This window comes from Mesorhizobium sp. M1006 (assembly GCF_040318825.1).
Classification (GTDB): domain Bacteria; phylum Pseudomonadota; class Alphaproteobacteria; order Rhizobiales; family Rhizobiaceae; genus Mesorhizobium.
On record NZ_JAMYMZ010000009.1, the window covers coordinates 1 to 21,269 of the forward strand.

Genomic DNA, 21,269 nt, shown 5'->3' on the forward strand with positions numbered 1-21,269 from the left:
TCGAGAACACCCATGGCTGCCTCCAAAAGACAGCCTTGAATCTGATTTGCTCAGCCTTGGGAATCCCAAGAGTCCACACGACCTAAGGCTGCTTTGCCATCTCCCGCAGCCGGAACTTCTGGATCTTGCCCGTCGAAGTCTTCGGGATTTCCGCGAAGATCACCGCTTTCGGCACCTTGAAGCGGGCGAGCAGCGCGCGGCAGTGCTCGATTACCTCCGCCTCGGTCGCCGCCTTGCCCGGCTTCAGCTCGACATAGGCGACCGGCACCTCGCCCCATTTGTCGTCGGATCGGGCGACAACGCCGCAAGAAGCGACGGCGGGATGCTTGTACAGCGCCTCCTCGACCTCGATCGAGGAGATGTTTTCGCCGCCGGAGATGATGATGTCCTTGGAACGGTCCTTGAGCTGGATGTACCCGTCCGGGTGCATGACGCCGAGGTCGCCCGAATGGAACCAGCCGCCGGCAAAGGCCTCGTCGCTCGCCTTGCGGTTCTTGAGATAGCCTTTCATGACGATGTTGCCGCGGAACATCACCTCGCCGATCGTCTCGCCGTTGGCCGGCGTCTCTTGCATCGTCTGCGGGTCCATCACCGTCAGGCCTTCGAGCGCGGCATAGCGTACGCCTTGCCTGGCCTTCTTCGCCGCCCTCGCCCCTTTCTCCAGCAGGTCCCACTCGCCATGCCATTCGTTGACGACGGCCGGGCCATAGGTTTCGGTCAGGCCGTAGAGATGGGTGACGGCAAAGCCCGCATCGGCCATGCCCGACAGCACCGCCTCAGGCGGCGGCGCCGCGGCGGTGTTGAAGGTGACGGTCTGCGGGAATTGCCGCTTGTCCTCGTCCAAGGCGTTGATCAGCACCGACATGACGATGGGTGCACCGCACAGATGGGTGACGCCGTGATCGGCGATGGCGTCGTAGATCGGCTTCGGCCGCACCCAGCGCAGGCAGACATGCGTGCCGGCCTGCACGGCAAGCGTCCAGGGAAAGCACCAGCCGTTGCAGTGGAACATCGGCAGCGTCCACAGATAGACCGGGTGCTTGCCCATCCCGGCATGGATGGTGTTGGCATAGGCCATCAGTGCCGCGCCGCGGTGGTGACAGACGACGCCCTTCGGATTGCCTGTCGTGCCGGAGGTGTAGTTGAGCGAAATGGCATCCCATTCATCGTCCGGCATCGACCAGGCGAAATCCTCGTCGCCGTCGGCGACAAACGCCTCGTAGTCCAGCGTGCCGATCCGCTCGCCCTTGGCATAGGGCGCATCGGCGGCATAGTCGGGATCGTCGTAATCGATCAGCAGCGGCCTGACCTTGGCCAGCGTCAGCGCTTGCCGAACCACGCCGGCGAATTCGCGGTCGACGATCAGCACCTTGCTTTCGGCGTGATCGAGCTGGAAGGCAATGACGGCGGCGTCGAGGCGGGTGTTGAGCGAATGCAGCACCGCCCTGGTCATCGGCACGCCGAAATGCGCTTCCAGCATCGGCGGTGTGTTCGACAGCATGACGGTGACGGTGTCGCCCTTGCCGATACCGCGCTTCGCCAGCGCCGAGGCAAGCCTCAGCGAGCGCTTCCAGAAATCGCGATAGGTCGTGCGTTGGCGGCCATGGATGATGGCGGTCTGGTCGGGAAAGGTTTTTGCCGCCCGCTCAAAATAGGTGAGCGGCGTCAGCGGCTGGTGGTTGGCCGGATTCCTGTCGAGATCCTGTTCGTAGGGATTGCCCATCCCGTCCTCCGCAATGTCTGGTCGAGCCTTCTTACCACCAGATCCTGAGCGCGTACTGGATTCGTGCACCGCCATCAGACACTTCGCCCATTACTTGGGACGCCCCTCCCCGCCCTCACCCTCCGGCCACAAAGCGTCGATGTCCCGATGCCCTTCCACGATATTCGCCACTTCGAAAAAGTCGCCATTATAGCGGAAGAAAATCACGTATCCCCTGAAAGCGAAACTTCGGACGTCCGGCCGGAGTTCGGGACGAGCACGACCAATCGTCGCCGGCAAGCTCGCCAGATCACGGCATTTCTGGCGCAGAGCATCCACAAAACGCCCGCCAATAAACAGGCTGCCGCTTTCACGAGTGAGGTATTCAAGGATATTGACCAAATCTGCTTGTGCCGACGGCAGCATGCGCAGCCGTGGCACTCCTAAAAGCCTTCCCTTGCGAGTTGCTTGGCCTTGGCTTCCAAGGCGGCGTCAATATCCTGCTCGGTGGCTTCGCCGCCTTCAGCAAACGACTTGTCCACCATGGCACGGAGCGCCTTCAGCTTTTCCTCGCGCTCTTCGACAAGGCGCAGGCCCTCGCGCACGACTTCGCTGGCAGAACCGTAGCGGCCGCACTTGACGATGTTGGAAACAAAGGTTTCCCAACGCTCTCCCAATGATACGTTCATTGTCGGACCTCCTGATCGGTTTATTGTACCGAGATAACAATAAATGCGCAATTACTGACATCCGGAATGCCAGGTGTCGGATCAGGTGCGCAGCCTAAGGTTTGACTTTTGTCGAGAGCCGTGAATAATGTCAGCGAGGAGATGGCATGGCGATCCGACCGGCAGAACAGCTTATCCACAAGGCCGCCTGGCTTTACTATGCACACGGCCTGCGCCAGGACCAGGTGGCCAGCCAGCTCAAGATTTCCCGTGCCTCGGTGGCGATGTATCTGCGCAAGGCGCGCGAGACCGGCATCGTCAACATCTCGACCTCGACCCAGCTTTTCACCGACGACGTGCTGGCGCGCAAGCTGGAAGACGCGCTGAAGCTCGACGCGGTCTGGATCGCGCCGGAAAACGGCTATGTCGCCGACCCCTCGACCGACATCGCGGTGCTGGCGGCAAGCGTCTTTCTCGAGCTGGTCAGGAAGGGCGACCGTATCGGCGTCGCCTGGGGGCGGACCATCTACACCATCGCCGACATCATGTCCTATGCCGATCTGCAGGACGTCACCGTGGTGCAGCTCTGCGGCAATCTGGGCGCCCCCTATTCGTACCGGCCGGACCAGTGCACCATGGAAATCGCGCGCCGGCTCAACGCCAAGGGACTGAACTTCTACGCGCCGCTGGTTCTGACGACGGAAGAACTGGCACGCGGCCTGCGCGCCGAGCCGGTGATCCGCGAGCAATTGTCGGGCATCGGTGAGTGCGACCTGGCGCTGTATTCGGTCGGCTCGGTGGACACCGACAGCCATCTGGTCAAATGCGGCGCGCTGACCGAGAGCGAAATGGCTGCATTGCGCAAGGCGGGTGCGGCCGGCGTCATTGCCGGGCAGATCATCGACGCCCGAGGCCAGGCGCTCGACTGCAGCTACAACCGCCGGCTGATTTCGGCAGAGCTGTCATCGCTGCACAGCATCGAAAAGCGCCTTGTGGTGGTGCAGGAGGACAGCAAGTTCGAACCGCTCGTCGCGGCGATCGCCGGCGGGCTCTGCACCCATCTGGTCGTAGGCGCGCGCATGGCGCGACGGCTGCTCGACCATGCCGGAGCAGCAGCAAAAGAGGTCGCCTGATACCTAGAGCCGCCGACGCATTGTCATCAAGGCGTCGCGGTATTCCTGTTCACAACAAAAGAGAAATCGGACGAAGCTGACATGAAGAACCTGTGGAATGACGGCGAGGCGGAGAAGCTGGTCGCCGACTATGCAAAGAAGGGTGTGGCCCGCGACCTGGCGCTGCGCGTCTATACGACCAGGCTGCTGGGCGGCGAGCCGCGGCTCGTCCTCCATGGCGGCGGCAATACATCGTGCAAGACCAAGGCCACCGACCTTGTCGGCGACGAATGGGACGTGCTCTGCGTCAAGGGCAGCGGCTGGGACATGGGCGTCATCGAGCCGCAGGGCCTGCCGGCGGTCAAGCTCGGCGCGCTGTTGAAGGCGCGGTCGCTCAAGAAGCTCTCCGACGAGGACATGGTCGCGCTGCAGCGGGCGAACCTCATCGACCCGTCCTCGCCCAACCCTTCGGTCGAGACGCTGCTGCACGCCTTCCTGCCGCACAAATTCGTCGACCACACCCATTCGACGGCGATCCTGGCCATCGTCGACCAGGAGGACAGCGAGGCGCTGAGCCGGAAGGTGTTCGGCGAGAAAATGGGATTCGTGCCTTACATCATGCCGGGCTTCGATCTGGCCAAGGCGGCCGCCGATGTATTCGACGCCGATCCGACGGTCGAAGGCCTGATCCTCGACAAGCACGGCATCTTCACCTTCGGCGACGATGCCAGGCAGGCCTATGACAGGATGATCCATTATGTGAACGTCGCCGAGGATTTCATCGCTGGGAACGGCAAGCCGCGCACCGAAAAGGTGGCACTGCCGGCCAGGCTGGCGAAGCCCGCGGAGATTGCGCCGATGCTGCGCGGCGCAGCGGCGGTGGCACGCGGCGAAGGCCGCTTCGACCGCATGATCAGCGATTTCCGCACCTCGGATGCGATCGTCGATTTCACCAATTCGGCAAAAATTGCCGACTATGCCGGACGCGGCGTGTCGACACCCGACCTGTCGATCCGCATCAAGACCGGACCGATGGCACTGCCGGCGCCCAACGCGGACAAGGTCGGCGACTACAAATCCGTCATCCGCCAGCATGTCGAGAAATTCGCCAAGGACTATCGCGCCTATTTCGAAACCAATGATGCGCTCGACGACGTGAAGCGCACCATGCTCGACCCGATGCCGCGGCTGACGCTGGTGCCCGGCCTCGGCATGTTCGGCCACGGTCGCACGCTCAAGGATGCGAAGATCGCCTCCGACGTCGGCGAAATGTGGATCGAGGCGGTACGCGGCGCCGAAGCCGTCGGCGATTTCCGCCCGCTCTCCAAAGCCGACCTGTTCCCGCTCGAATACTGGTCGCTGGAACAGGCCAAGCTCGCCGCCAACAAGCCGAAGCCGCTGACCGGCCAGGTGATGCTGGTCACCGGCGGCGCCGGCGCGATCGGTGCTGCCACGGCAAAGCTGTTCGCCGACAACGGTGCCCATGCCGTCGTCGTCGATCTCGATGGGTCAAGGGCTGCCGAGGCGGCAAAAAAGGCCGGTAACGGTTCGATCGGCATTGGCGCCGACATCACCGATCCGGTGCAGATGCGCGCCGCCTTCGACAAAGCGGTCGACGTCTACGGCGGCCTCGACATTCTCGTCTCCAATGCCGGTGCTGCCTGGGAGGGCCGGATCGGCGAACTCGACGACGCCACCTTGCGCAAGAGTTTCGAACTCAATTTCTTCGCCCACCAGTCGGCGGCGCAGAATGCCGTGCGCATCATGCTGGAACAGGGCACCGGCGGCGTGCTGTTGTTCAATACCTCCAAGCAGGCGGTCAATCCGGGGCCGAAATTCGGCGCCTATGGCATTCCCAAGGCGGCAACGCTGTTTTTGTCCAGGCAATATGCCCTCGACTACGGCGCGCATGGCATCCGCTCCAATGCCGTCAACGCCGACCGCATCCGTTCGGGGCTGTTGACCGACGCCATGATCGCCAGCCGCTCGGGCGCGCGCGGCGTGTCGGAGAAGGAGTACATGTCGGGCAACCTGCTCGGGCAGGAAGTGACGGCAGAAGACGTGGCCCAGGCCTTCCTGCATCAGGCGCTGGCCGAGCGGACCACCGCCGATGTGACGACGGTCGATGGCGGCAACATCGCGGCGGCGTTGAGGTAGGCGCGATCGGGGATCACACTTGCGTAATTGGTATTTTGTAGCTACATTGTGGCTCTCTTAAGGAGTCACAACATGGCAACGGATACCGTGGTCCGCGCTCGGATCGATACGGCGACAAAGGATCAGGCAACGGAGGCCTTGGCGGCAATGGGATTGTCCGTTTCCGACGCCATTCGCCTGCTGCTGGTCCGCGTCGCCGCCGACAAGGAATTTCCCTTCCCGGTGAAAGTGCCGAACGCAACGACTCGAAAGGCCATGACCGAATTGGAACGTGGCAAGGGCAAGCCTTTCGCCTCGGCCGATGAGTTGTTCAAGGATTTGGGAATGTGACGTGCTGACGCCCGTTCGCTCTGGGCAATTCCGTCGCGACGTGAAACGTGCGGAGAAGCGGGGCAAAGATCTTGGCAAGTTGCGCGAACTGCTAGGCCTCCTGCTCGCCGGAGATGAGCTACCGGCGAGCTATAAGGACCACTCGCTGAAAGGCGATTGGAAAGGCTTTCGTGACGCTCACATAGAACCGGACTGGCTCTTGATCTACCGAGTTGCCGGCGATGAACTCCAGCTAGCTCGCACCGGCTCCCATTCCGATCTGTTCAACGAATAGCCGAAGCTGTCGCGAAACTTAGGAATTCTGCGACTGGAAAGGGAACGAGAAGCGATACACGTTGCTCTCCCGCCGCTCGAAACCAAGTTTCTGATATAAGGCGTTGGCAGCCTTTCGCGACGGGCGGGAAGTTAAGTCCACTGTTCTTGCGCCAGCCTCTTGTGCCTGCCTCAGCGCTTCTCGTGTCAGGGCTTCCGCGAAGCCCTGACCTCGATGACCAGCGTCAACAACGACATCTTCAATTATAGCCCTGATCCCCGTAGGGATTTCGAAGAGCACGAGCGTCAACATGCCAACGTAGGCACCCTCTTCCGAACGGGCTACGAGAAGAATAGTAGCAGGCGATTTTACGACCCTAGTGATGCTGTCGAATGTTGGGGTGGCTGCCTTCGTTGATAGTTGAGACACCAATTGGGAGATCGCTTCCGTCACGGTCGGAGTTGCCTCTGTCAAAACCTCAATCTTCACAAGCTACCTCTCCGAGGTTCGCAAATATCCGAAACTGACGACACATACGGAACAATCGTTCCTTGATGGAAGAGCATCTGCCATCGCCCATCAAAAAGCTTCCAGATCGAACTCCGAAGAGTCCTCCTCTCAGGCGTCCCCCCATCTGATCGGCGGATACTACGATATAGAACCAAGACAGCATCCGCCGCGATGGGCTTGACGGCGAAATCACGGATTTCAGGTAGAGTGGCTCTGCCCGAGTGCGTTTCTTGGAACAGAGAATCAATCACTACAGCTTTGTCATAAACCCGCCAGAACTGCCAAAATCCAAGAAATTTCCCCCAAAAATGGGGAGACGGCGTCCCGGGAAGAACGAACCTCTGGCCAGTGCAATTGCTGTTCGATCTGCTTAAAGACTTCAACATCAATCTCATTCGCTGACATCATCAGCCTTTCGCAAAACTCCCGATAAACCGATACTTTCGCGCATGATTTTTGCAACGTTGCAAAATCGGAACTGGCGACAATTAAATCCGGCAAACCCGCGGTGAAAACATCTTCGGCAAGACAAGAAGAGCCGCCTGCAACACCCTGCAGCAGGCGGCTCTTGGTTCCGAGTACGCGTCTAGTTCCACATGTCCGCCAAAGGCTTATAGCCTTGTCCGCTCTTTCCTTTTGCTTGAAACGCTACTTCGCGTTCGGGTTCGGCATCCAGGTCGGCATCGCGACATCGGCATGGGCGAATTGCGGCAGCTTGGCCGAGAGGTCCTCCATGTTCTTGATGTCCTTGTCGAGCAGATCCTTCTGGGTGATCAGCGTCGGCGGCACGATGACGTTGTGGCCGGGATCCTCGCCGGCCAGGAGCTGCGCCAGCGCACGCACCGAGACCTGGCCGACGACGGCCGGGTTGGTGGCGGCGGTTGCCGCCCAGGCGCTGTCCGGCTCGCGCATCGCGGCGATATCCGAGGTCGAGATGTCGGCCGAATAGATCTTGATGTCCTTGTTCAGCCCGGCCTCGTCGACCGCGATCTTCACGCCCTTGGCGAATTCGTCATAGGGCGCGAACATCACCTTGATGTCGGGATGGGCCGATAGCACCGAACGGGCCTGGTTGGCGACCGAATTGGCGATCGGATTGTCGAGCGTGCCGAACATGGCGGCTTCGTTGATGCCCGAATATTTCTTCTTGAATTCGACCCAGGTCTCGTTGCGGCGGTCGAGCGGCGCGATGCCGGCGACATAGACATAGCCGGCCTTCCAGCTCTCGCCATTGTCCTTGACCGCCTGTTCGAGCGCCAGGCGCGCGAGGTCGCGGTCGGACTGTTCGATCTGCGGGATCTTGGGGTTTTCGACATTGACGTCGAAGGCGACAACCTTGATGCCGGCGTCGACCGCACGCTGGGCGGCGTCCTTCATCGATTCCGTCAGTCCGTGCTGGATGATGATGCCCTGGACGCCGAGCGCGATAGCCTGGTCGACCATGTCCGCCTGAAGCGCCGCGTCCTGGCGGCTATCGAGCACGCGCAGGTCGACACCGAGCGCCTTGGCCTGCGCCTCGACGCCGGAAAGGTAGGCCTGGAAGAAGTCGCCGGTCGAGAGATAGCGGACCAGCGCTATCTTGACGGCACCCGGCTTGTCGAACGGCGCCGGCCTGTCCTGCGCTATTGCCGGCATCTGCATCAGCAATGTTGCGCCGGCAAGCCCGAGCGCTGCCTTCCCCAAAAGCCTTCTTGTGATGTTCACGTCGTTTCCTCCACTTGTTGAACCCAAAATATGACCCGGTCGAACCCTATCTCCTGCCCCTGCCGGAAAGGGCGAAGGTAAAGACAAGGGCGACCACGAGAACCACGCCCTTGACGAAATCCTGCGTGTAGTAAGGCGCGTTCATCATCGTCAGGCCTTGCAGCAGCACGCCGACAAACACCGCGCCGACAGCCGTGCCGAAGGCGTTCGGCTTGGCGGCGCCGAGAACCGCGTAACCGATGAGTGCCGCAGCCACCGCGTCGAGCAACAGATTATTACCCGAGGCGATGTCGCCGCGTCCAAGCCGGGCAGCGAGCAAAATGCCGCCGATCGAGGCAAAAACTCCCGAAATAACGTAGGCCCAGATTTTGTATGCCTTGACAGGCGCGCCGGCGAGTTCTGCGGCGCGTTCGTTGCTGCCGACCGCATACATCATGCGCCCGAAACGCGTGTATTCGAGAAAAAACCAGATCAGCACCGCCAGCACGAGCAGAACGACGACCGACACCGGAATGAGGTTCGGGATGAAGAAATCGAAGCGATGGCGGCCAAGCGCCAGGAACGCGGCGCCGAAGCTGCCGTTGGCGACCGAGCCGTCGGGCATGGTCATGCCGGTGGCGATCGAACGGCCTTCGGTCGGGATGCGCTGCAGGCCGACAAGCAGGAACATCATGCCGAGCGTCGCCAAAAGGTCCGGAACCCGCATATAGACGATCAGCCAGCCATTGATCAGGCCGACGACGGCGCCGATCACAAGACAGACGACGACCGCCACGACGGCGTTCTGCCCCAGCACCACCATGACATAGGCAGCCGCCATCATGGCGCTGGTGGCGACAGAGCCGATCGACAGGTCGAAGCCGCCGACGACCAGCGTGGCGGTGACGCCGAGCGCCAGAACGCCGGTGATGGCGACCGACTGGAAGATGAAGACAGCACTTTGCGGCGAGACGAAACCATCGGCAGCGACGGCGAAATAGCCGATCAGCCCGAACAACAGAACGATGAAGCCGTAGCGAATAGCATTGTCGCGCAGGATCATTCAGCGCTCCCGCACGCCGGCACCGTCTTTATCCAACCCGAATTCATGCCCTCTCCATTCCAATTCTCATCGTCATCCCGCCGTCAGGCTGCGCTGTGCAACGGCCCGCCCGCCACTTCGGCCAGCAGACGCTCGAGATCGACATCGGTATTGCGGTGCTCGCCGACGATCGTCTGCTCCGACATCACCAGGATGCGATCGGCCGTCTCCAGGGCTTCGTCGAGTTCGGTGACGAACAGCAGCGTCGCGCGGCCGTGGGCGCTGGCCCGCAGCTTGGCGGCGATGTCGCGCCTAGCCGAAATGTCGACGCCCTGAAAGGGCTCGTCGAGGATGAAAAGCCTTGCCGCCTGCGACATCCAGCGGGCGACCATCACCTTCTGCTGATTGCCGCCGGAAAGCGACGCCATCTCGTCCCTCTCCGAGCGGCAGACGATGCCGAGCTCCTGGATCTGCTGGCGGGCAATGGCGCGTTCGATACGGCGTTTGAGAACACCGAGACGCGACATGCGGCTGTGGAACGGCAGGCTGATATTCTCCTGGATGTTGAAGTCGCCGACGATGCCGTTTTCGCCTCGGTCCTTGGCGACGAGAAACACACCGGCGGCAATCGCTTCGCCGGTCGATGCCGGAGCATAAGGTTTCCCGTTCAGCACCATGGTCCCGGCCAGCGGCTGGCGCAGGCCGAACAGCGTCTCGGCGAGCACGGTCTTGCCGACACCGACAAGGCCGGTGATGGCAACGACCTCGCCATCGCCGAGGGTCAGCGAGATCGGCCTGGCGCCTTCAGCAATCCGCAGCGCGTCGGCAGTGAAAATTGCTTTGGCCGAATTCCTGGCGACGATCCGCTCGAGCTGGATCTTGCGGCCGAGCATGGCGTTGACCGCACCTTCGTAATCCAGCGGCTTCTTGTCGAAGATACCTGAGATAACCCCATCGCGCATCGAAATGATGCGATCGGCAAGCCGTCTGATATCCGACATACGGTGCGAGATGTAGAGGATGGCCACGCCTTGCTGGCGAAGCCGGTCGAGCAGCGCGAATAGCCGGTCGGCTTCGGCGCTGGACAGCGAGGAGGTCGGCTCGTCGAGGATCAGCACTTTCGGCCGATGCGCCATGGCGCGGGCGATCGCCACCATCTGGCGGTCGGCCAGAGAGAGATCGCTGATCCGGGCCTTGAGGTCGATGGCCAGTCCCATGCGGTGGGCCACCGCCTTTGCCTCGCGACGCACCCGGCCTGGATTGAACAGGGTCGGCACGCCGCTGCCGCTCAACCTGTCGAGGGTAAGGTTGGTGGCGACGTCGAGGTCGGCGACGACACCGTCATTGATGTTCTGGTGGACGGTAACGACGCCGGCGCGGATCGCCTCCGCCGGCGTTTTCGGGTCGAACACGTGACCGGCAAGCGACATCGTGCCGCCGCCATGGTCGTAGACACCACTGATGATCTTGACGAGGGTGGATTTGCCGGCGCCGTTGGCGCCCATCAGCACGGTCACTTCGCCGGCACGCAATTCGAGCGAGACGCCGCCAAGCACCTCGATATGGCCAAAGGATTTCCTCAGGCCGTCGACGCGGAACACGGCATCATTGCCCATTCGTTCCTCCCTGAACATGACGCTATGGGCTATATCGGCAATTGTCAACACGATTGACAATTGCCAGCAGGCTTCCTAGCTTGGCCCGACCGCGTTGGCTCCGCTATCATCGGAGCACATGAGCGGGAGGTGAGGATGACTGGGAAATCGCCGTTCGAAGCACTGTCGGTCGAGACACTGGCGGGCCGTCTCGGTGCCAACGAGGCCCTGTGTTCGCAGATCGGCAAGGATACGAGCCAGTGGAAGGTTCGTGAAGTCGGCGACGGCAATCTGAACCTGGTGTTCATCGTCGAGGGTGCTGAGGGTGCGGCCGTCGTCAAGCAGGCCCTGCCCTACGTCCGGCTGGTCGGCGACAGCTGGCCGCTGCCGCTAAAACGCTCCTTCTTCGAATACCATGCGCTGACGCGGCAACAGGCGCGGGCGCCGGGTTCGGTGCCCTATATCTATCACTTCGACGAAGGCCAGGCGCTGATCATCATGGAGTATCTGTCGCCGCACATTATCCTGCGGCGGGCGCTGATCGAAGGCCGGCAATTGCCCAACATCGCGACAGACATCGGCTTGTTCATGGCCCGCACGCTGTTTCGCGGCTCCGATCTGCATATGGCGACCAAGGACCGCAAGGCCGATCTGGCGCTGTTCGCCGACAATGTCGAACTCTGCGACATCACCGAGAACCTGGTTTTCTCGGATCCATATTTCGATGCCAAGATGAACCGGCACACCAGCCCGCAGCTCGACGGCATTGTCGCCGAGCTGCGCGCCGACCGCGACCTCAAGGTCGAGGCGCAGCGCATGAAGCACATCTTCGCTGCCAATGCCGAGACGCTGCTGCATGGCGACCTGCATTCCGGCTCGATCATGGTCACCGACACCGAAACGAGGATGATCGACCCCGAATTCGCCTTCTACGGGCCGATCGCCTTCGACGTCGGCATGCTGCTCGCCAACTTCTGGATGGCGTTCTTCTCGCAGCGCGGCCATGAACAGGACGGAAGCCGCGACGCCATGCGTGACTATCTGATCGGCGTTACGGTCGAGACATGGTCGGTGTTTCGCGCCGAGTTCTCGCATCTGTGGCGAACCGAGCGTACCGGCATGCTCTACCAGAAGAGCCTGTTCGAAGATCAGGGCGACAGGCTTGGCGCCGAGCAGGCGCTAGACCACATGCTGCATTCGATCTGGACCGATCTGCTCGGCTTTGCCGGCGTCGAGGTTCACCGGCGAATTCTCGGCCTTGCCCACAATGCCGATTTCGAGACCATTGCCGATCCGGATCTGCGCGCCAGATGTGAGGCAAAGGCGCTGAAATTCGGCCGTCATCTCGCCGTCAACCGGCGCCAGATCCACAGCATCGACGAGGTCAACCGGTTGGCCGCGCTGATCGAACGGGAGAGCAGGATTTGAACGTCGGCGACCGCCACTACCGCACCATCTGGCCGAGTGACGACGGGCGTTCGGTGGAGATCATCGACCAGCGCTGGCTGCCGCATGATTTCCGTATCGAAAAGATCGATACCGTCGCCGGCATCGCCACGGCAATCCGCGACATGTGGGTTCGCGGGGCGCCGCTGATCGGCGTCACCGCGGCCTATGGCGTCGCCATGCAGATGGCCGACGATCCGTCGGATGCAGCACTCGACGCCGTCTGGGCAACCTTGCACGAAACGCGCCCGACGGCGATCAATTTGCGCTGGGCGCTGAACGAAATGCAGCGCTTCCTGCTGACGCTTCCCCTGGCAGAACGTGCCGCGGCTGCCTATCGGCGTGCCGGCGAGATCGCCGACGAGGATGTCGGCCTCAACCGCGCCATCGGCGCCCATGGGCTCGAAATCATCAAGGCGATCGCGGCGCGCAAGCAGCCGGGCGAACCAGTCAATATCCTGACCCACTGCAATGCCGGCTGGCTGGCCACCGTCGACTACGGCACCGCCACCGCGCCGATCTATCTGGCGACGGAAGCCGGTATTCCAGTCCATGTCTATGTCGACGAAACGCGACCCCGCAACCAGGGTGCCCAATTGACCGCCTGGGAGATGGCCGGCCACGGCGTGCCGCATACGCTCATCGTCGACAACGCCGGCGGCCATCTGATGCAGCGCGGCCAGATCGACATGGTCGTCGTCGGCACCGACAGGACCACCGCCGACGGCGATGTGTGCAACAAGATCGGTACCTATCTCAAGGCACTGGCCGCCGCCGACAACGACGTGCCGTTCTATGTCGCGCTGCCGTCGCCGACGATCGACTGGACCGTGGGCGACGGGCTGGCCGACATCCCGATCGAACAGCGCTCGCCCGACGAGGTCTCACTGGTCTGGGGCAAGACCGCTTCCGGCGAGATCGCCCAGGTCCGCGTATCCCCGGAAGGCACGCCGGCGGCCAATCCGGCCTTCGACGTGACGCCGGCGCGGCTGGTCACCGGCTTGATCACCGAACGCGGTGTCGCTACGGCCTCGCGCGAAGGCCTGAGGGTGATGTTTCCCGAGCGCGGATGATCGGCTTTTCCGGGAGGGCGCTCCGGATTTGCCTAATCTCACGATTTCTTGAACACGGCACGGTTAAAAACGCCCGTTGCCTGTCCCACATGGACGGCCGTATGCGTAGCGGCGGGGCGGCGCCCAACGCTCGAAGCCGGGGCTGCCCACGGCTCGGCGAGTGAACCAGCGGGATACCGCGATGTCATTCAGACCGTTGCTTGGTGACGGACGGGTTCGGAGCCAGGACGAGAAGTCGGAGCCCCTGCAAACCGCGTCATGGGTCAGCTCCTCGATCATCTTCGACAACCGGCGGTGGGCGTGCCGGGAGGCGGAGCTCCGCTGGACAGCCCCTCATCATCTGATCGTGCTGACCGAAGAAGGCGGCACGTCCCATACATCCATCCGGCACGAGGCACGATCCCTTTACGACGGAATGGACCGTCCCGGAGCCCTCACCTTCGTCCCGGCAGGCGCGGAACGACAGGGCTTCTATCGCGATGTAAACCTCTCCTATTCAGCCCTGTGGATCGATCCCGATATCGGGCTTCCCGGATGCGAACGCCTGAGGAACCTGCCTATATTGGTAAACAAGAAAGACGCGGTCGTCGCCACGCTCTTGAGTTCGCTTCGTGACGAGATGGCACTCGGCCACAAGCCAGACACTGCCTATGTCGAGCATCTGGTCGCCCTCGTCAGTCTCCGCGTGGCCAACCTGAGCGGGGAGCAACCGCGGTTTGTACGTCACGGCTGTCTCAGCCGCCGGGCGCTTGGTCGCGTTCGGGATTACATCGATGCGCATATGAATTCCGACATTTCGCTAAGCGAGCTGGCAGCCGCCGCGGGCATGGCCGTCGACAGTTTTGCGCGTCGCTTCAAGGCGACGACCGGCCTTGCACCCTACGCCTATGTGATCGAGGAACGGGTGCGGCGAGCGGAGGCGCTGCTGCGCGAAACGGGTTTGTCGATCGGTGTCATTGCCTTTCGGCTCGGCTTCTCAAGCCAGAGCCACTTCACCACGACCTTCCGACGTCTGAGGGGCATGACGCCTCGTGCCTATCGGGTGAATTCTTCTCCAGAATCCTGATAGTGCCGCCGGTTTCTTGAAAGAAAGCCGCCGCCCGCACTCCCACCTCCAGTGTCGTTGGGTGACAGAACTCGAGGGTTCGCTCGGGTCAAGTTGCCGTCTGGGCTTCATTGCGACTGGGAGATCATGCATGGCCAAAACGGACAACAGGAGCGGGCCGACGCGTCGGATGGTATTGGAAGGCGGTGTTGCGACCGGGGTGCTCCTGGCTACCGGACTACCGGTTGACGCCGAGCCGGCCGAGACCGTCACGGCTGCGTCGTCCTCGTCCTCACCGCTACCGACGATGACGATGTCGTTACGGATCAACGCGAAGGATCTTGCCATCGAGCTCGACCCGCGGACGACGCTGCTCGACGCCCTGCGCAACCATCTCGGCCTCACCGGCTCGAAGAAGGGCTGCGACCACGGCCAGTGCGGCGCATGCACGGTGCTCGTCGATGGGCGCCGGATCAATTCCTGCCTGACGCTTGCCGCAATGCATGAAGGCGACGAGATCACCACGGTCGAGGGCCTTGCCGAGGGTGACCGGCTGCATCCGGTCCAGGCCGCCTTCGTCGCCCGCGACGGTTTCCAGTGCGGCTACTGTACGCCAGGCCAGATCTGCTCGGCGGTTGGCATGCTGGGCGAGGCGCGGGCCGGCTGGCCAAGCCATGCGAGCGCCGACGTGGCAGCGGCTTCCGTCGCTCCCACCGATGCCGAGATCCGCGAGCGGATGAGCGGCAACATCTGCCGTTGCGCCGCCTATCCGAACATTGTCGCTGCAATCCGCGACGCGGCAGAGGAGGCATGAGCAATGCAGTCCTTCACTTATGAACGTGCGGCGAGTGCTGAGCAGGCGGCGGCCGCGGTTGCGGCCCGGCCGGACGCCAAGTTCATCAGCGGCGGCACCAACCTGCTCGACCTGATGAAGCTCGAGATCGAGCGCCCAGCGCATCTCGTCGACATCAGCCGGCTGCCGCTTGATCGGATCGAGCAGACGGCGGAAGGCGGGCTTCGGATCGGTGCCCAGGTCCGCAATAGCGATCTTGCCGCCGACCCGCGGGTAAGGTCGCGTTATCCGATGCTCACGCAAGCGCTGCTGGCGGGAGCGTCCGGACAGATACGCAACAAGGCCTCGACCAGCGGCAATCTCCTGCAGCGCACGCGCTGTCCCTATTTCTACGACCGCAACATGCCCTGCAACAAGCGCCAGCCGGGTTCGGGCTGCGCGGCACTTCAGGGCTTCAATCGCATGCACGCCGTACTCGGCGCGAGCGAAGCCTGCATTGCGGTCCATCCCTCCGACATGGCGGTCGCCATGTCCGGGCTCGACGCCAGGATTGAGACCGTCTCGCCCGGCGGCGAGACCCGCACGATCCCGATCGGCGATTTCCATCGGTTGCCCGAGGCGACGCCCCAGGTGGAGACCGTGCTCGGCCACGGCGAAATAGTCGTCTCGGTTGCCCTGCCGCCGCCGCCACCCGGCCGACAGGTTTACCGCAAGGTGCGCGACCGTGCTTCCTACGCCTTCGCGCTGGTGTCGGTGGCAGCAATCGTCGAGAAAAGCGGCGACCGTATCCGAAGCACTCGGATCGCCATGGGCGGCGTGGCAGCGAAACCCTGGCGCGCGACGGAGGCGGAGCGCGCGCTGGCAGGCGCGGCGGCATCCGACGGTGCCTTTAGCGACGCGGCCGAAGCCGCGCTCGCCGGAGCCGTCGGTCATGGCGCCAATGGTTTCAAGATCCCGCTGGCGAAACGGACGATACGGCACACGCTGGCTGCTGCCGCCGAGAGTGCATGAGGCGATGCGATGACAGAGACGACGACCCCGAACCGCTGTTCCCAGATGCCGGCGCCGAGCAGGAGATCGATATGAAACTCACGCGACGCGCCGTTGCCGCCGCGGGTGGCGGCCTTCTCGTCTCTGCCGCCACAGCCTGGGGCGCCACATCCGACCCGGGAGCTCGTCACGGGCTCGAGGCCGCCGTAGACGCCTTCTTTGCCGGCTGGGCCTCTGGCGACTGGACGGCATTCCTTGACTGTTGCGATGAGACGATGACCTTCCAATTCCCTGTCGGCGAGCAACGAGGCCGACACGGACCGCCAGAGGGCAAACGGGCACTCGCAGCCTGGACCGCCGCGCATCAAGCGCAGGGGAACAGGATCACGAAATCGACCGTCGATCTCAAGCTCTTCGCCGCCGACTGGGTCATCGTCTGCGATCGCGGGAGCGGGACAATCGGTGGCGCGCCCTACACTGGCCTGCATGCGATCTTCATGCGAGCCGGCCCAACAGGGAGGCTGGTCGAGTTTCGCGAGTATTTCGGCGAGATCGCCGCGTGAGCTCCGGCCGCCGCGCGACGAACATAAAGGTGCGAGGAAGCGGCGTCGTCGCGGCCTCGATGTTTCCGAACTCCAGATGAAAAATCTTTAGGTGACTTATGAACGAGACCATACCCGGACTGCCCGGCTCCGCCACCCATTCAAGGGTGAAACCTCGTGCCGATGCTGGCATCATCGGGAGGCCGATCGACCGCATCGACGGTCCGCTCAAAGTGACGGGCGGCGCCACATACGCTTACGAGAATGAGCTGGATGGTACAGCCTATGGCTACATTCTCGGCGCCTCCGTCGCCAAGGGCCGCATCGCCGAGATCGACACGACCGAAGCCGAACGGGCGCCGGCAGTGCTGCTCGTCATGACGCACCGCAATGCGCCGGCCCAGCCGGATTTCGGCCCAACGGTCACGCCAACGGTGCCGGAGGTCTTCACGCGCCCCCGGCCCGCGCTCAACAGCGATCGGGTACGGTATTACGACGAGCCGGTCGCGCTGGTCGTTGCGGAGACGTTCGAGGCGGCGCGCGCTGCTGCGGGCCTCATCAGAGTACGTTACGACGAGGAGCCGGGCCTCTACGATCTACCGGGACATATCGCCGACGCCTACGCGCCAAAGCGGACCAATGCCGGCTTCGAGACCGACAGCGTGGTCGGCGACTTCGAGCGCGCCTTTGCGACGGCGCCGATCAAGATCGATTCCACTTACGGGACCCCCTTCGAACATCACAATCCGATGGAGCCGCATGCGACGCTTGCTGCCTGGTCAGGCAACGAGCTGACGATCCGTACATCGGCGCAGACCCTCGCGAACTTCCGGGCCGGGGTCGCCAGCACGCTTCGCATCCCGCTCGAGCGAGTGCGCATCGTCAGTCCCTTCATCGGCGGAGGCTTCGGCTCCAAGCTGATTGCCCATGCCGACACGATCCTGGCCGCACTTGCAGCGCAGGTGCTGCAGCGCCCCGTGAAGATCGCGCTGACGCGACAACAGATGTTCGCCAATGCCGGTCATCGCGCGGAGATGGTCCAACAGGTACGTCTCGGCGCGGACACTGACGGGCGGCTCACCGGGATCGCACACGATGTCTGGTCGGCAACGTCCAGCTTCGAGGAGTACTGCGAACAAACGGCAGTTTTTGCGCGCTCGCTCTACGCGGCGCCGAACCGTCTCACCCGCCATCGCCTGGTTCCGCTGGACATCAACCGCGGCGAATGGATGCGCTCGCCCGGCGAAGCGCCCGGCATGCTGGCTTTCGAATGCGCCATGGATGAGCTCGCCGAGCGCGCCGGTCTGGACCCGATCGAACTCAGGATCCGCAACGAACCGGCACAGGATCCCGAGCGCGGCGTGCCGTTCTCCACCCGCAATCTCGTCGCCTGCATGGAGGAAGGCGCCCGCCGTTTCGGCTGGGAGCGGAGAAACCCGACACCGGGCCGAACTCGGGAGGGCCGCAAGCTTATCGGCCACGGCATGGCGGCGGCGATCCGTCCGAACTATATCGGCGCGGCGACGGCGCGGGTTGCGATCGACCGGGACGGTCGGGTGACGGCGCGGCTCGACATGACCGATATTGGGACCGGCACCTATACGATCCTGACCCAGATTGCCGCCGAGAGCCTCGGCCTGCCGATCTCGTCCGTCAAGGTGGAGCTCGGTGACAGCCGCTTCCCGCGTACCGCCGGCTCCGGCGGGTCCTGGGGCGCAGCAAGCGCGGGTTCGGCCTTGTATAATGCGTGCAACGTCCTCAAGGAACGGATCCTGGAGGCGGCGCAGTCGAACGAAGCCTCGCCGTTGCGCGGCGCGAACGCCACCGAGGCAAGCTTTGCCGACGGCGAGGTCAGGGTCGGCCAGCGATCGGCGAGCCTGACCGATCTTATCCGAGGGATCTCTCCCGATGGACTCGAAGCCGAAGGCTCCGTAGCCGCGGGCGCCACCACCCAGTCATACAAGACCTATTCGCAGCATTCCTATGGCGCGCATTTCGCAGAGGTCGCTGTCGATTGCGATACCGGTGAAATCCGCATGCGCCGGATGCTGGCTGTGATCGGCGCGGGCCGTATCCTCAACGCCAAGACCGCGCGCTCGCAAATCATCGGCGGCATGACCTGGGGGATCGGTGCAGCGCTGATGGAGCAGACGGTGCTCGACCCGCGCTACGGCCACTTCGTCAATCACGATCTTGCCGAGTATCATGTGCCGGTCAATGGCGATGTCCCCGATATGGAGGTCGCCTTCCTCGAGGAAGACGACGACAAGGCCAACCCGCTTGGCGCAAAGGGTCTCGGCGAGCTCGGCGTGTGCGGTGCGGGGGCTGCTGTCGCCAACGCCGTTTACAACGCGGCCGGCGTGCGAGTGCGTGAATTTCCCATCACCTTGGACAAGGTGCTGCCTGCCTTACCTGTGATCGCTATTTGACGCTCTCCTCCCTCGCCCTCAACGGTGACCAGGTCGAAACGGATCGCTATTTCTGCGCCATCGACGACGACGACGGTGGTTGACAGCGCTTTCCGACCCTTCCATACAAACGCCGTCAATGTTCTCAGGGCGGGGTGAAAGTCCCCACCGGCGGTAAGGGTCTCGGCCCAAGCCCGCGAGCGCTTTCCGGTTAGCCGGAGAGGTCAGCAGATCCGGTGTGATTCCGGAGCCGACGGTCACAGTCCGGATGGAAGAGAACGAAATGGAAGACGGTCCGCTTTCGCGGTTCGGACTCCGTATCGTGCGTCCTGATTCTGGTTCGAAACGGAAGGATGGACCCATGAATCAGCATTCCCACAACGACTATGAAGCGATCCGCGTTGCCGTCATTCGCGCGCGTTGGCATGCCGATATCGTCGACCAATGCGTTGAAGCATTCGAGGCGGAACTGGCGGTTCTCGGAGAGAAACGCTTTGCCGTCGATGTCTTCGATGTGCCTGGCGCTTATGAGATTCCCCTGCATGCAAAGACGCTTGCCGTGACCGGCCGCTATGCCGCTATCCTCGGCGCCGCGTTCGTCGTCAATGGCGGCATCTACCGGCACGAGTTTGTTGCAAGCGCGGTCATCGACGGCATGATGAATGTGCAATTGTCGACTGGCGTGCCGGTGCTTTCGGCGGTGCTGACGCCGCACAACTATCATGACAGCGCGGACCATCACCGCTTCTTCTTCGAGCATTTCAGGGTCAAAGGCAAAGAGGCGGCCAGTGCCTGCGTGCAACTGCTGGCAGCACGCGAACGCATCGCGGCGTGAAATCTCCGTCGCGGGTGGAAATCCCGGTAAGGCGCTGTAGTATCTCACGAAAACCAGGGAGGATGCCGGTGCAGACCAAGAAGATCATCAATGACGGTAACCGCTCCGTCGATGAGATGCTGGAGGGCATCCTGGCCGCGCATCCGCGCCATCTCAGAAGTGCGGACGGCAGCCGGCGCTCCATCATCGCCCGCGACGGCCCACGCCCAGGCAAGGTCGGTCTCGTCATCGGTGGCGGCTCGGGCCACGAGCCGACCTTCCTCGGCTTCGTCGGCAAGGGGCTGGCCGACGCCGCCGCGATCGGCAATGTCTTCGCCTCGCCGCCGCCGGACCCGATCCTCGAATGCGCCAAGGCGGCCAGCGGTGGCGCCGGCGTGCTGTTCATGTACGGCAACTATGCCGGCGACGTGATGAACTTCGACATGGCCGCCGAAATGGCGGCAATGGACGACATCGAGGTGCGCACCGTGCTGACCACCGACGATGTCGCCTCGGCGCCGCGCGACCAGAGGCAGAAGCGGCGCGGCGTCGCCGGCAATTTCTTCATCTTCAAGGCCGCCGGTGCCGCATGCGACCAGATGCTGTCATTCGATGAATGCGAGCGTATCGCCAGGAAGGCCAACGATCACACCTTCACCATGGGCGTGGCGCTGTCGCCCTGCTCGCTGCCGCAGACCCGCCGGCCCAATTTCGAGATCGGCCCGGACGAAATGGAGATCGGCATGGGCATCCACGGCGAGCCAGGCACCGCGCGTGGAAAGTTGAAAACGGCCGACGAGATCACCGACGAAATGCTGGACAAGGTCCTCGACGAGATGGCGCCGGCGCGCGGCGATAAGGTCGCCGTTCTGGTCAATTCGCTCGGCTCAACGCCGTTGATGGAGCTCTACATCATGAACCGACGCGTCAAGCAGAGGCTGGATGACGTCGGTATTTCCGTCCATGCGACCTGGGTCGGCAATTACTGCACCTCGCTCGAAATGGCCGGCGCCTCGGTGACGCTGATGCATCTCGACGGCGAGTTGCAGGCGATGCTCGACCATCCTTGCGACGGCGCCATGTTCCGCGCCGGCTGAGAAAGCATC

22 protein-coding genes and 1 riboswitch are annotated in these 21,269 nt (G+C 62.9%); of the genes, 13 read left to right on the top strand and 9 right to left on the bottom strand.

The features are described 5' to 3' along the window. Positions 1-82: 82 nt before the first annotated feature. From NKH60_RS10760 to NKH60_RS10770, 3 genes are all read right to left on the bottom strand, one after another. On the bottom strand, positions 83-1,723 hold the full coding sequence (locus NKH60_RS10760; protein ID WP_352612278.1) for an acyl-CoA synthetase: 1,641 nt from the start codon (positions 1,721-1,723) through the stop codon (positions 83-85). Positions 1,724-1,813: 90 nt separating this feature from the next. Next, a complete protein-coding gene (locus NKH60_RS10765; protein ID WP_352472289.1) occupies positions 1,814-2,128 on the bottom strand; it encodes a type II toxin-antitoxin system RelE/ParE family toxin in 315 nt (104 codons plus the stop codon). Between the two features lie 17 nt (positions 2,129-2,145). Next, a complete protein-coding gene (locus tag NKH60_RS10770; protein ID WP_352612275.1) occupies positions 2,146-2,391 on the bottom strand; it encodes a type II toxin-antitoxin system ParD family antitoxin in 246 nt (81 codons plus the stop codon). 146 nt (positions 2,392-2,537) lie between these two features. On the opposite strand from NKH60_RS10770, the gene NKH60_RS10775 reads away from it, so the two are divergent. From NKH60_RS10775 to NKH60_RS10790, 4 genes are all read left to right on the top strand, one after another. Beyond that, positions 2,538-3,503, top strand: coding sequence for a sugar-binding transcriptional regulator (locus NKH60_RS10775; protein ID WP_352612273.1), 966 nt, complete (start codon positions 2,538-2,540; stop codon positions 3,501-3,503). 81 nt (positions 3,504-3,584) lie between these two features. Beyond that, complete coding sequence (locus NKH60_RS10780) at positions 3,585-5,639, top strand: bifunctional aldolase/short-chain dehydrogenase (protein ID WP_352612271.1); 2,055 nt, start codon at positions 3,585-3,587, stop codon at positions 5,637-5,639. A gap of 72 nt (positions 5,640-5,711) precedes the next feature. Beyond that, positions 5,712-5,969, top strand: coding sequence for a type II toxin-antitoxin system RelB/DinJ family antitoxin (locus NKH60_RS10785; RefSeq protein WP_352472285.1), 258 nt, complete (start codon positions 5,712-5,714; stop codon positions 5,967-5,969). Position 5,970: 1 nt separating this feature from the next. Then, positions 5,971-6,243, top strand: coding sequence for a type II toxin-antitoxin system YafQ family toxin (locus NKH60_RS10790; RefSeq protein WP_352502059.1), 273 nt, complete (start codon positions 5,971-5,973; stop codon positions 6,241-6,243). 18 nt (positions 6,244-6,261) lie between these two features. On the opposite strand, the gene NKH60_RS10795 is transcribed toward NKH60_RS10790, so the two are convergent. From NKH60_RS10795 to NKH60_RS10820, 6 genes are all read right to left on the bottom strand, one after another. Next, positions 6,262-6,711, bottom strand: coding sequence for a GNAT family N-acetyltransferase (locus NKH60_RS10795; protein WP_352612268.1), 450 nt, complete (start codon positions 6,709-6,711; stop codon positions 6,262-6,264). Next, positions 6,708-6,983: a DUF4440 domain-containing protein gene (locus NKH60_RS10800; protein ID WP_352472318.1), complete on the bottom strand. Its 276-nt coding sequence runs from the start codon at positions 6,981-6,983 to the stop codon at positions 6,708-6,710. The genes NKH60_RS10795 and NKH60_RS10800 overlap by 4 nt, the downstream gene beginning before the upstream one ends. A gap of 10 nt (positions 6,984-6,993) precedes the next feature. Continuing rightward, positions 6,994-7,140, bottom strand: a complete 147-nt coding sequence (locus tag NKH60_RS10805) for a hypothetical protein (protein WP_352472319.1) — start codon at positions 7,138-7,140, stop codon at positions 6,994-6,996. Positions 7,141-7,380: 240 nt separating this feature from the next. Then, positions 7,381-8,436 (bottom strand): substrate-binding domain-containing protein, encoded by a 1,056-nt coding sequence (locus NKH60_RS10810; protein WP_352472282.1) that lies wholly within the window; start codon positions 8,434-8,436, stop codon positions 7,381-7,383. Positions 8,437-8,482: 46 nt separating this feature from the next. Further along, positions 8,483-9,478, bottom strand: a complete 996-nt coding sequence (locus NKH60_RS10815) for an ABC transporter permease (RefSeq protein ID WP_352472281.1) — start codon at positions 9,476-9,478, stop codon at positions 8,483-8,485. 83 nt (positions 9,479-9,561) lie between these two features. Then, positions 9,562-11,073, bottom strand: coding sequence for a sugar ABC transporter ATP-binding protein (locus tag NKH60_RS10820; protein WP_352472280.1), 1,512 nt, complete (start codon positions 11,071-11,073; stop codon positions 9,562-9,564). A gap of 135 nt (positions 11,074-11,208) precedes the next feature. Here NKH60_RS10820 and mtnK point away from each other — a divergent pair, with 135 nt between their 5' ends. The 9 genes from mtnK (at position 11,209) to NKH60_RS10865 (ending at position 21,260) form a co-directional block, all read left to right on the top strand. Beyond that, complete coding sequence (mtnK, locus tag NKH60_RS10825) at positions 11,209-12,480, top strand: S-methyl-5-thioribose kinase (protein WP_352472279.1); 1,272 nt, start codon at positions 11,209-11,211, stop codon at positions 12,478-12,480. After that, positions 12,477-13,571, top strand: coding sequence for an S-methyl-5-thioribose-1-phosphate isomerase (gene mtnA / locus NKH60_RS10830; protein ID WP_352612266.1), 1,095 nt, complete (start codon positions 12,477-12,479; stop codon positions 13,569-13,571). The genes mtnK and mtnA overlap by 4 nt, the downstream gene beginning before the upstream one ends. Positions 13,572-13,752: 181 nt before the next feature. Further along, positions 13,753-14,637, top strand: a complete 885-nt coding sequence (locus NKH60_RS10835) for a helix-turn-helix domain-containing protein (RefSeq protein WP_352612264.1) — start codon at positions 13,753-13,755, stop codon at positions 14,635-14,637. 130 nt (positions 14,638-14,767) lie between these two features. Further along, the gene (locus NKH60_RS10840; protein ID WP_352612262.1) at positions 14,768-15,430 is read left to right on the top strand and encodes a 2Fe-2S iron-sulfur cluster-binding protein; all 663 of its coding nucleotides are present in this window, start codon (positions 14,768-14,770) and stop codon (positions 15,428-15,430) included. Between the two features lie 3 nt (positions 15,431-15,433). Beyond that, the gene (locus tag NKH60_RS10845; protein ID WP_352612260.1) at positions 15,434-16,420 is read left to right on the top strand and encodes an FAD binding domain-containing protein; all 987 of its coding nucleotides are present in this window, start codon (positions 15,434-15,436) and stop codon (positions 16,418-16,420) included. 71 nt (positions 16,421-16,491) lie between these two features. Next, positions 16,492-16,962, top strand: coding sequence for a nuclear transport factor 2 family protein (locus NKH60_RS10850; protein WP_352503006.1), 471 nt, complete (start codon positions 16,492-16,494; stop codon positions 16,960-16,962). Between the two features lie 98 nt (positions 16,963-17,060). Further along, positions 17,061-19,370 (top strand): xanthine dehydrogenase family protein molybdopterin-binding subunit, encoded by a 2,310-nt coding sequence (locus tag NKH60_RS10855; protein ID WP_352612256.1) that lies wholly within the window; start codon positions 17,061-17,063, stop codon positions 19,368-19,370. A gap of 116 nt (positions 19,371-19,486) precedes the next feature. Further along, a riboswitch (FMN riboswitch) is annotated at positions 19,487-19,633 on the top strand. A gap of 77 nt (positions 19,634-19,710) precedes the next feature. Beyond that, the gene (locus NKH60_RS10860) at positions 19,711-20,184 is read left to right on the top strand and encodes a 6,7-dimethyl-8-ribityllumazine synthase (protein WP_352612254.1); all 474 of its coding nucleotides are present in this window, start codon (positions 19,711-19,713) and stop codon (positions 20,182-20,184) included. A 68-nt stretch (positions 20,185-20,252) separates the two neighbouring features. After that, on the top strand, positions 20,253-21,260 hold the full coding sequence (locus tag NKH60_RS10865) for a dihydroxyacetone kinase subunit DhaK (protein WP_352612252.1): 1,008 nt from the start codon (positions 20,253-20,255) through the stop codon (positions 21,258-21,260). The last annotated feature ends 9 nt before the right edge of the window (positions 21,261-21,269 follow it).

Excerpts from the sequence above, each read along its gene's own strand:
- NKH60_RS10840 (WP_352612262.1), top strand. The coding sequence starts at position 14,768 with ATGGCCAAAACGGACAACAGGAGCGGGCCGACGCGTCGGATGGTATTG.
- NKH60_RS10815 (WP_352472281.1), bottom strand. The coding sequence starts at position 9,478 with ATGATCCTGCGCGACAATGCTATTCGCTACGGCTTCATCGTTCTGTTG.
- NKH60_RS10860 (WP_352612254.1), top strand. The coding sequence starts at position 19,711 with ATGAATCAGCATTCCCACAACGACTATGAAGCGATCCGCGTTGCCGTC.
- NKH60_RS10785 (WP_352472285.1), top strand. The coding sequence starts at position 5,712 with ATGGCAACGGATACCGTGGTCCGCGCTCGGATCGATACGGCGACAAAG.
- NKH60_RS10805 (WP_352472319.1), bottom strand. The coding sequence starts at position 7,140 with ATGATGTCAGCGAATGAGATTGATGTTGAAGTCTTTAAGCAGATCGAA.
- NKH60_RS10770 (WP_352612275.1), bottom strand. The coding sequence starts at position 2,391 with ATGAACGTATCATTGGGAGAGCGTTGGGAAACCTTTGTTTCCAACATC.
- NKH60_RS10820 (WP_352472280.1), bottom strand. The coding sequence starts at position 11,073 with ATGGGCAATGATGCCGTGTTCCGCGTCGACGGCCTGAGGAAATCCTTT.
- NKH60_RS10855 (WP_352612256.1), top strand. The coding sequence starts at position 17,061 with ATGAACGAGACCATACCCGGACTGCCCGGCTCCGCCACCCATTCAAGG.
- NKH60_RS10775 (WP_352612273.1), top strand. The coding sequence starts at position 2,538 with ATGGCGATCCGACCGGCAGAACAGCTTATCCACAAGGCCGCCTGGCTT.
- NKH60_RS10780 (WP_352612271.1), top strand. The coding sequence starts at position 3,585 with ATGAAGAACCTGTGGAATGACGGCGAGGCGGAGAAGCTGGTCGCCGAC.
- NKH60_RS10765 (WP_352472289.1), bottom strand. The coding sequence starts at position 2,128 with ATGCTGCCGTCGGCACAAGCAGATTTGGTCAATATCCTTGAATACCTC.
- NKH60_RS10760 (WP_352612278.1), bottom strand. The coding sequence starts at position 1,723 with ATGGGCAATCCCTACGAACAGGATCTCGACAGGAATCCGGCCAACCAC.
- NKH60_RS10835 (WP_352612264.1), top strand. The coding sequence starts at position 13,753 with ATGTCATTCAGACCGTTGCTTGGTGACGGACGGGTTCGGAGCCAGGAC.
- NKH60_RS10850 (WP_352503006.1), top strand. The coding sequence starts at position 16,492 with ATGAAACTCACGCGACGCGCCGTTGCCGCCGCGGGTGGCGGCCTTCTC.
- mtnK (WP_352472279.1), top strand. The coding sequence starts at position 11,209 with ATGACTGGGAAATCGCCGTTCGAAGCACTGTCGGTCGAGACACTGGCG.
- NKH60_RS10845 (WP_352612260.1), top strand. The coding sequence starts at position 15,434 with ATGCAGTCCTTCACTTATGAACGTGCGGCGAGTGCTGAGCAGGCGGCG.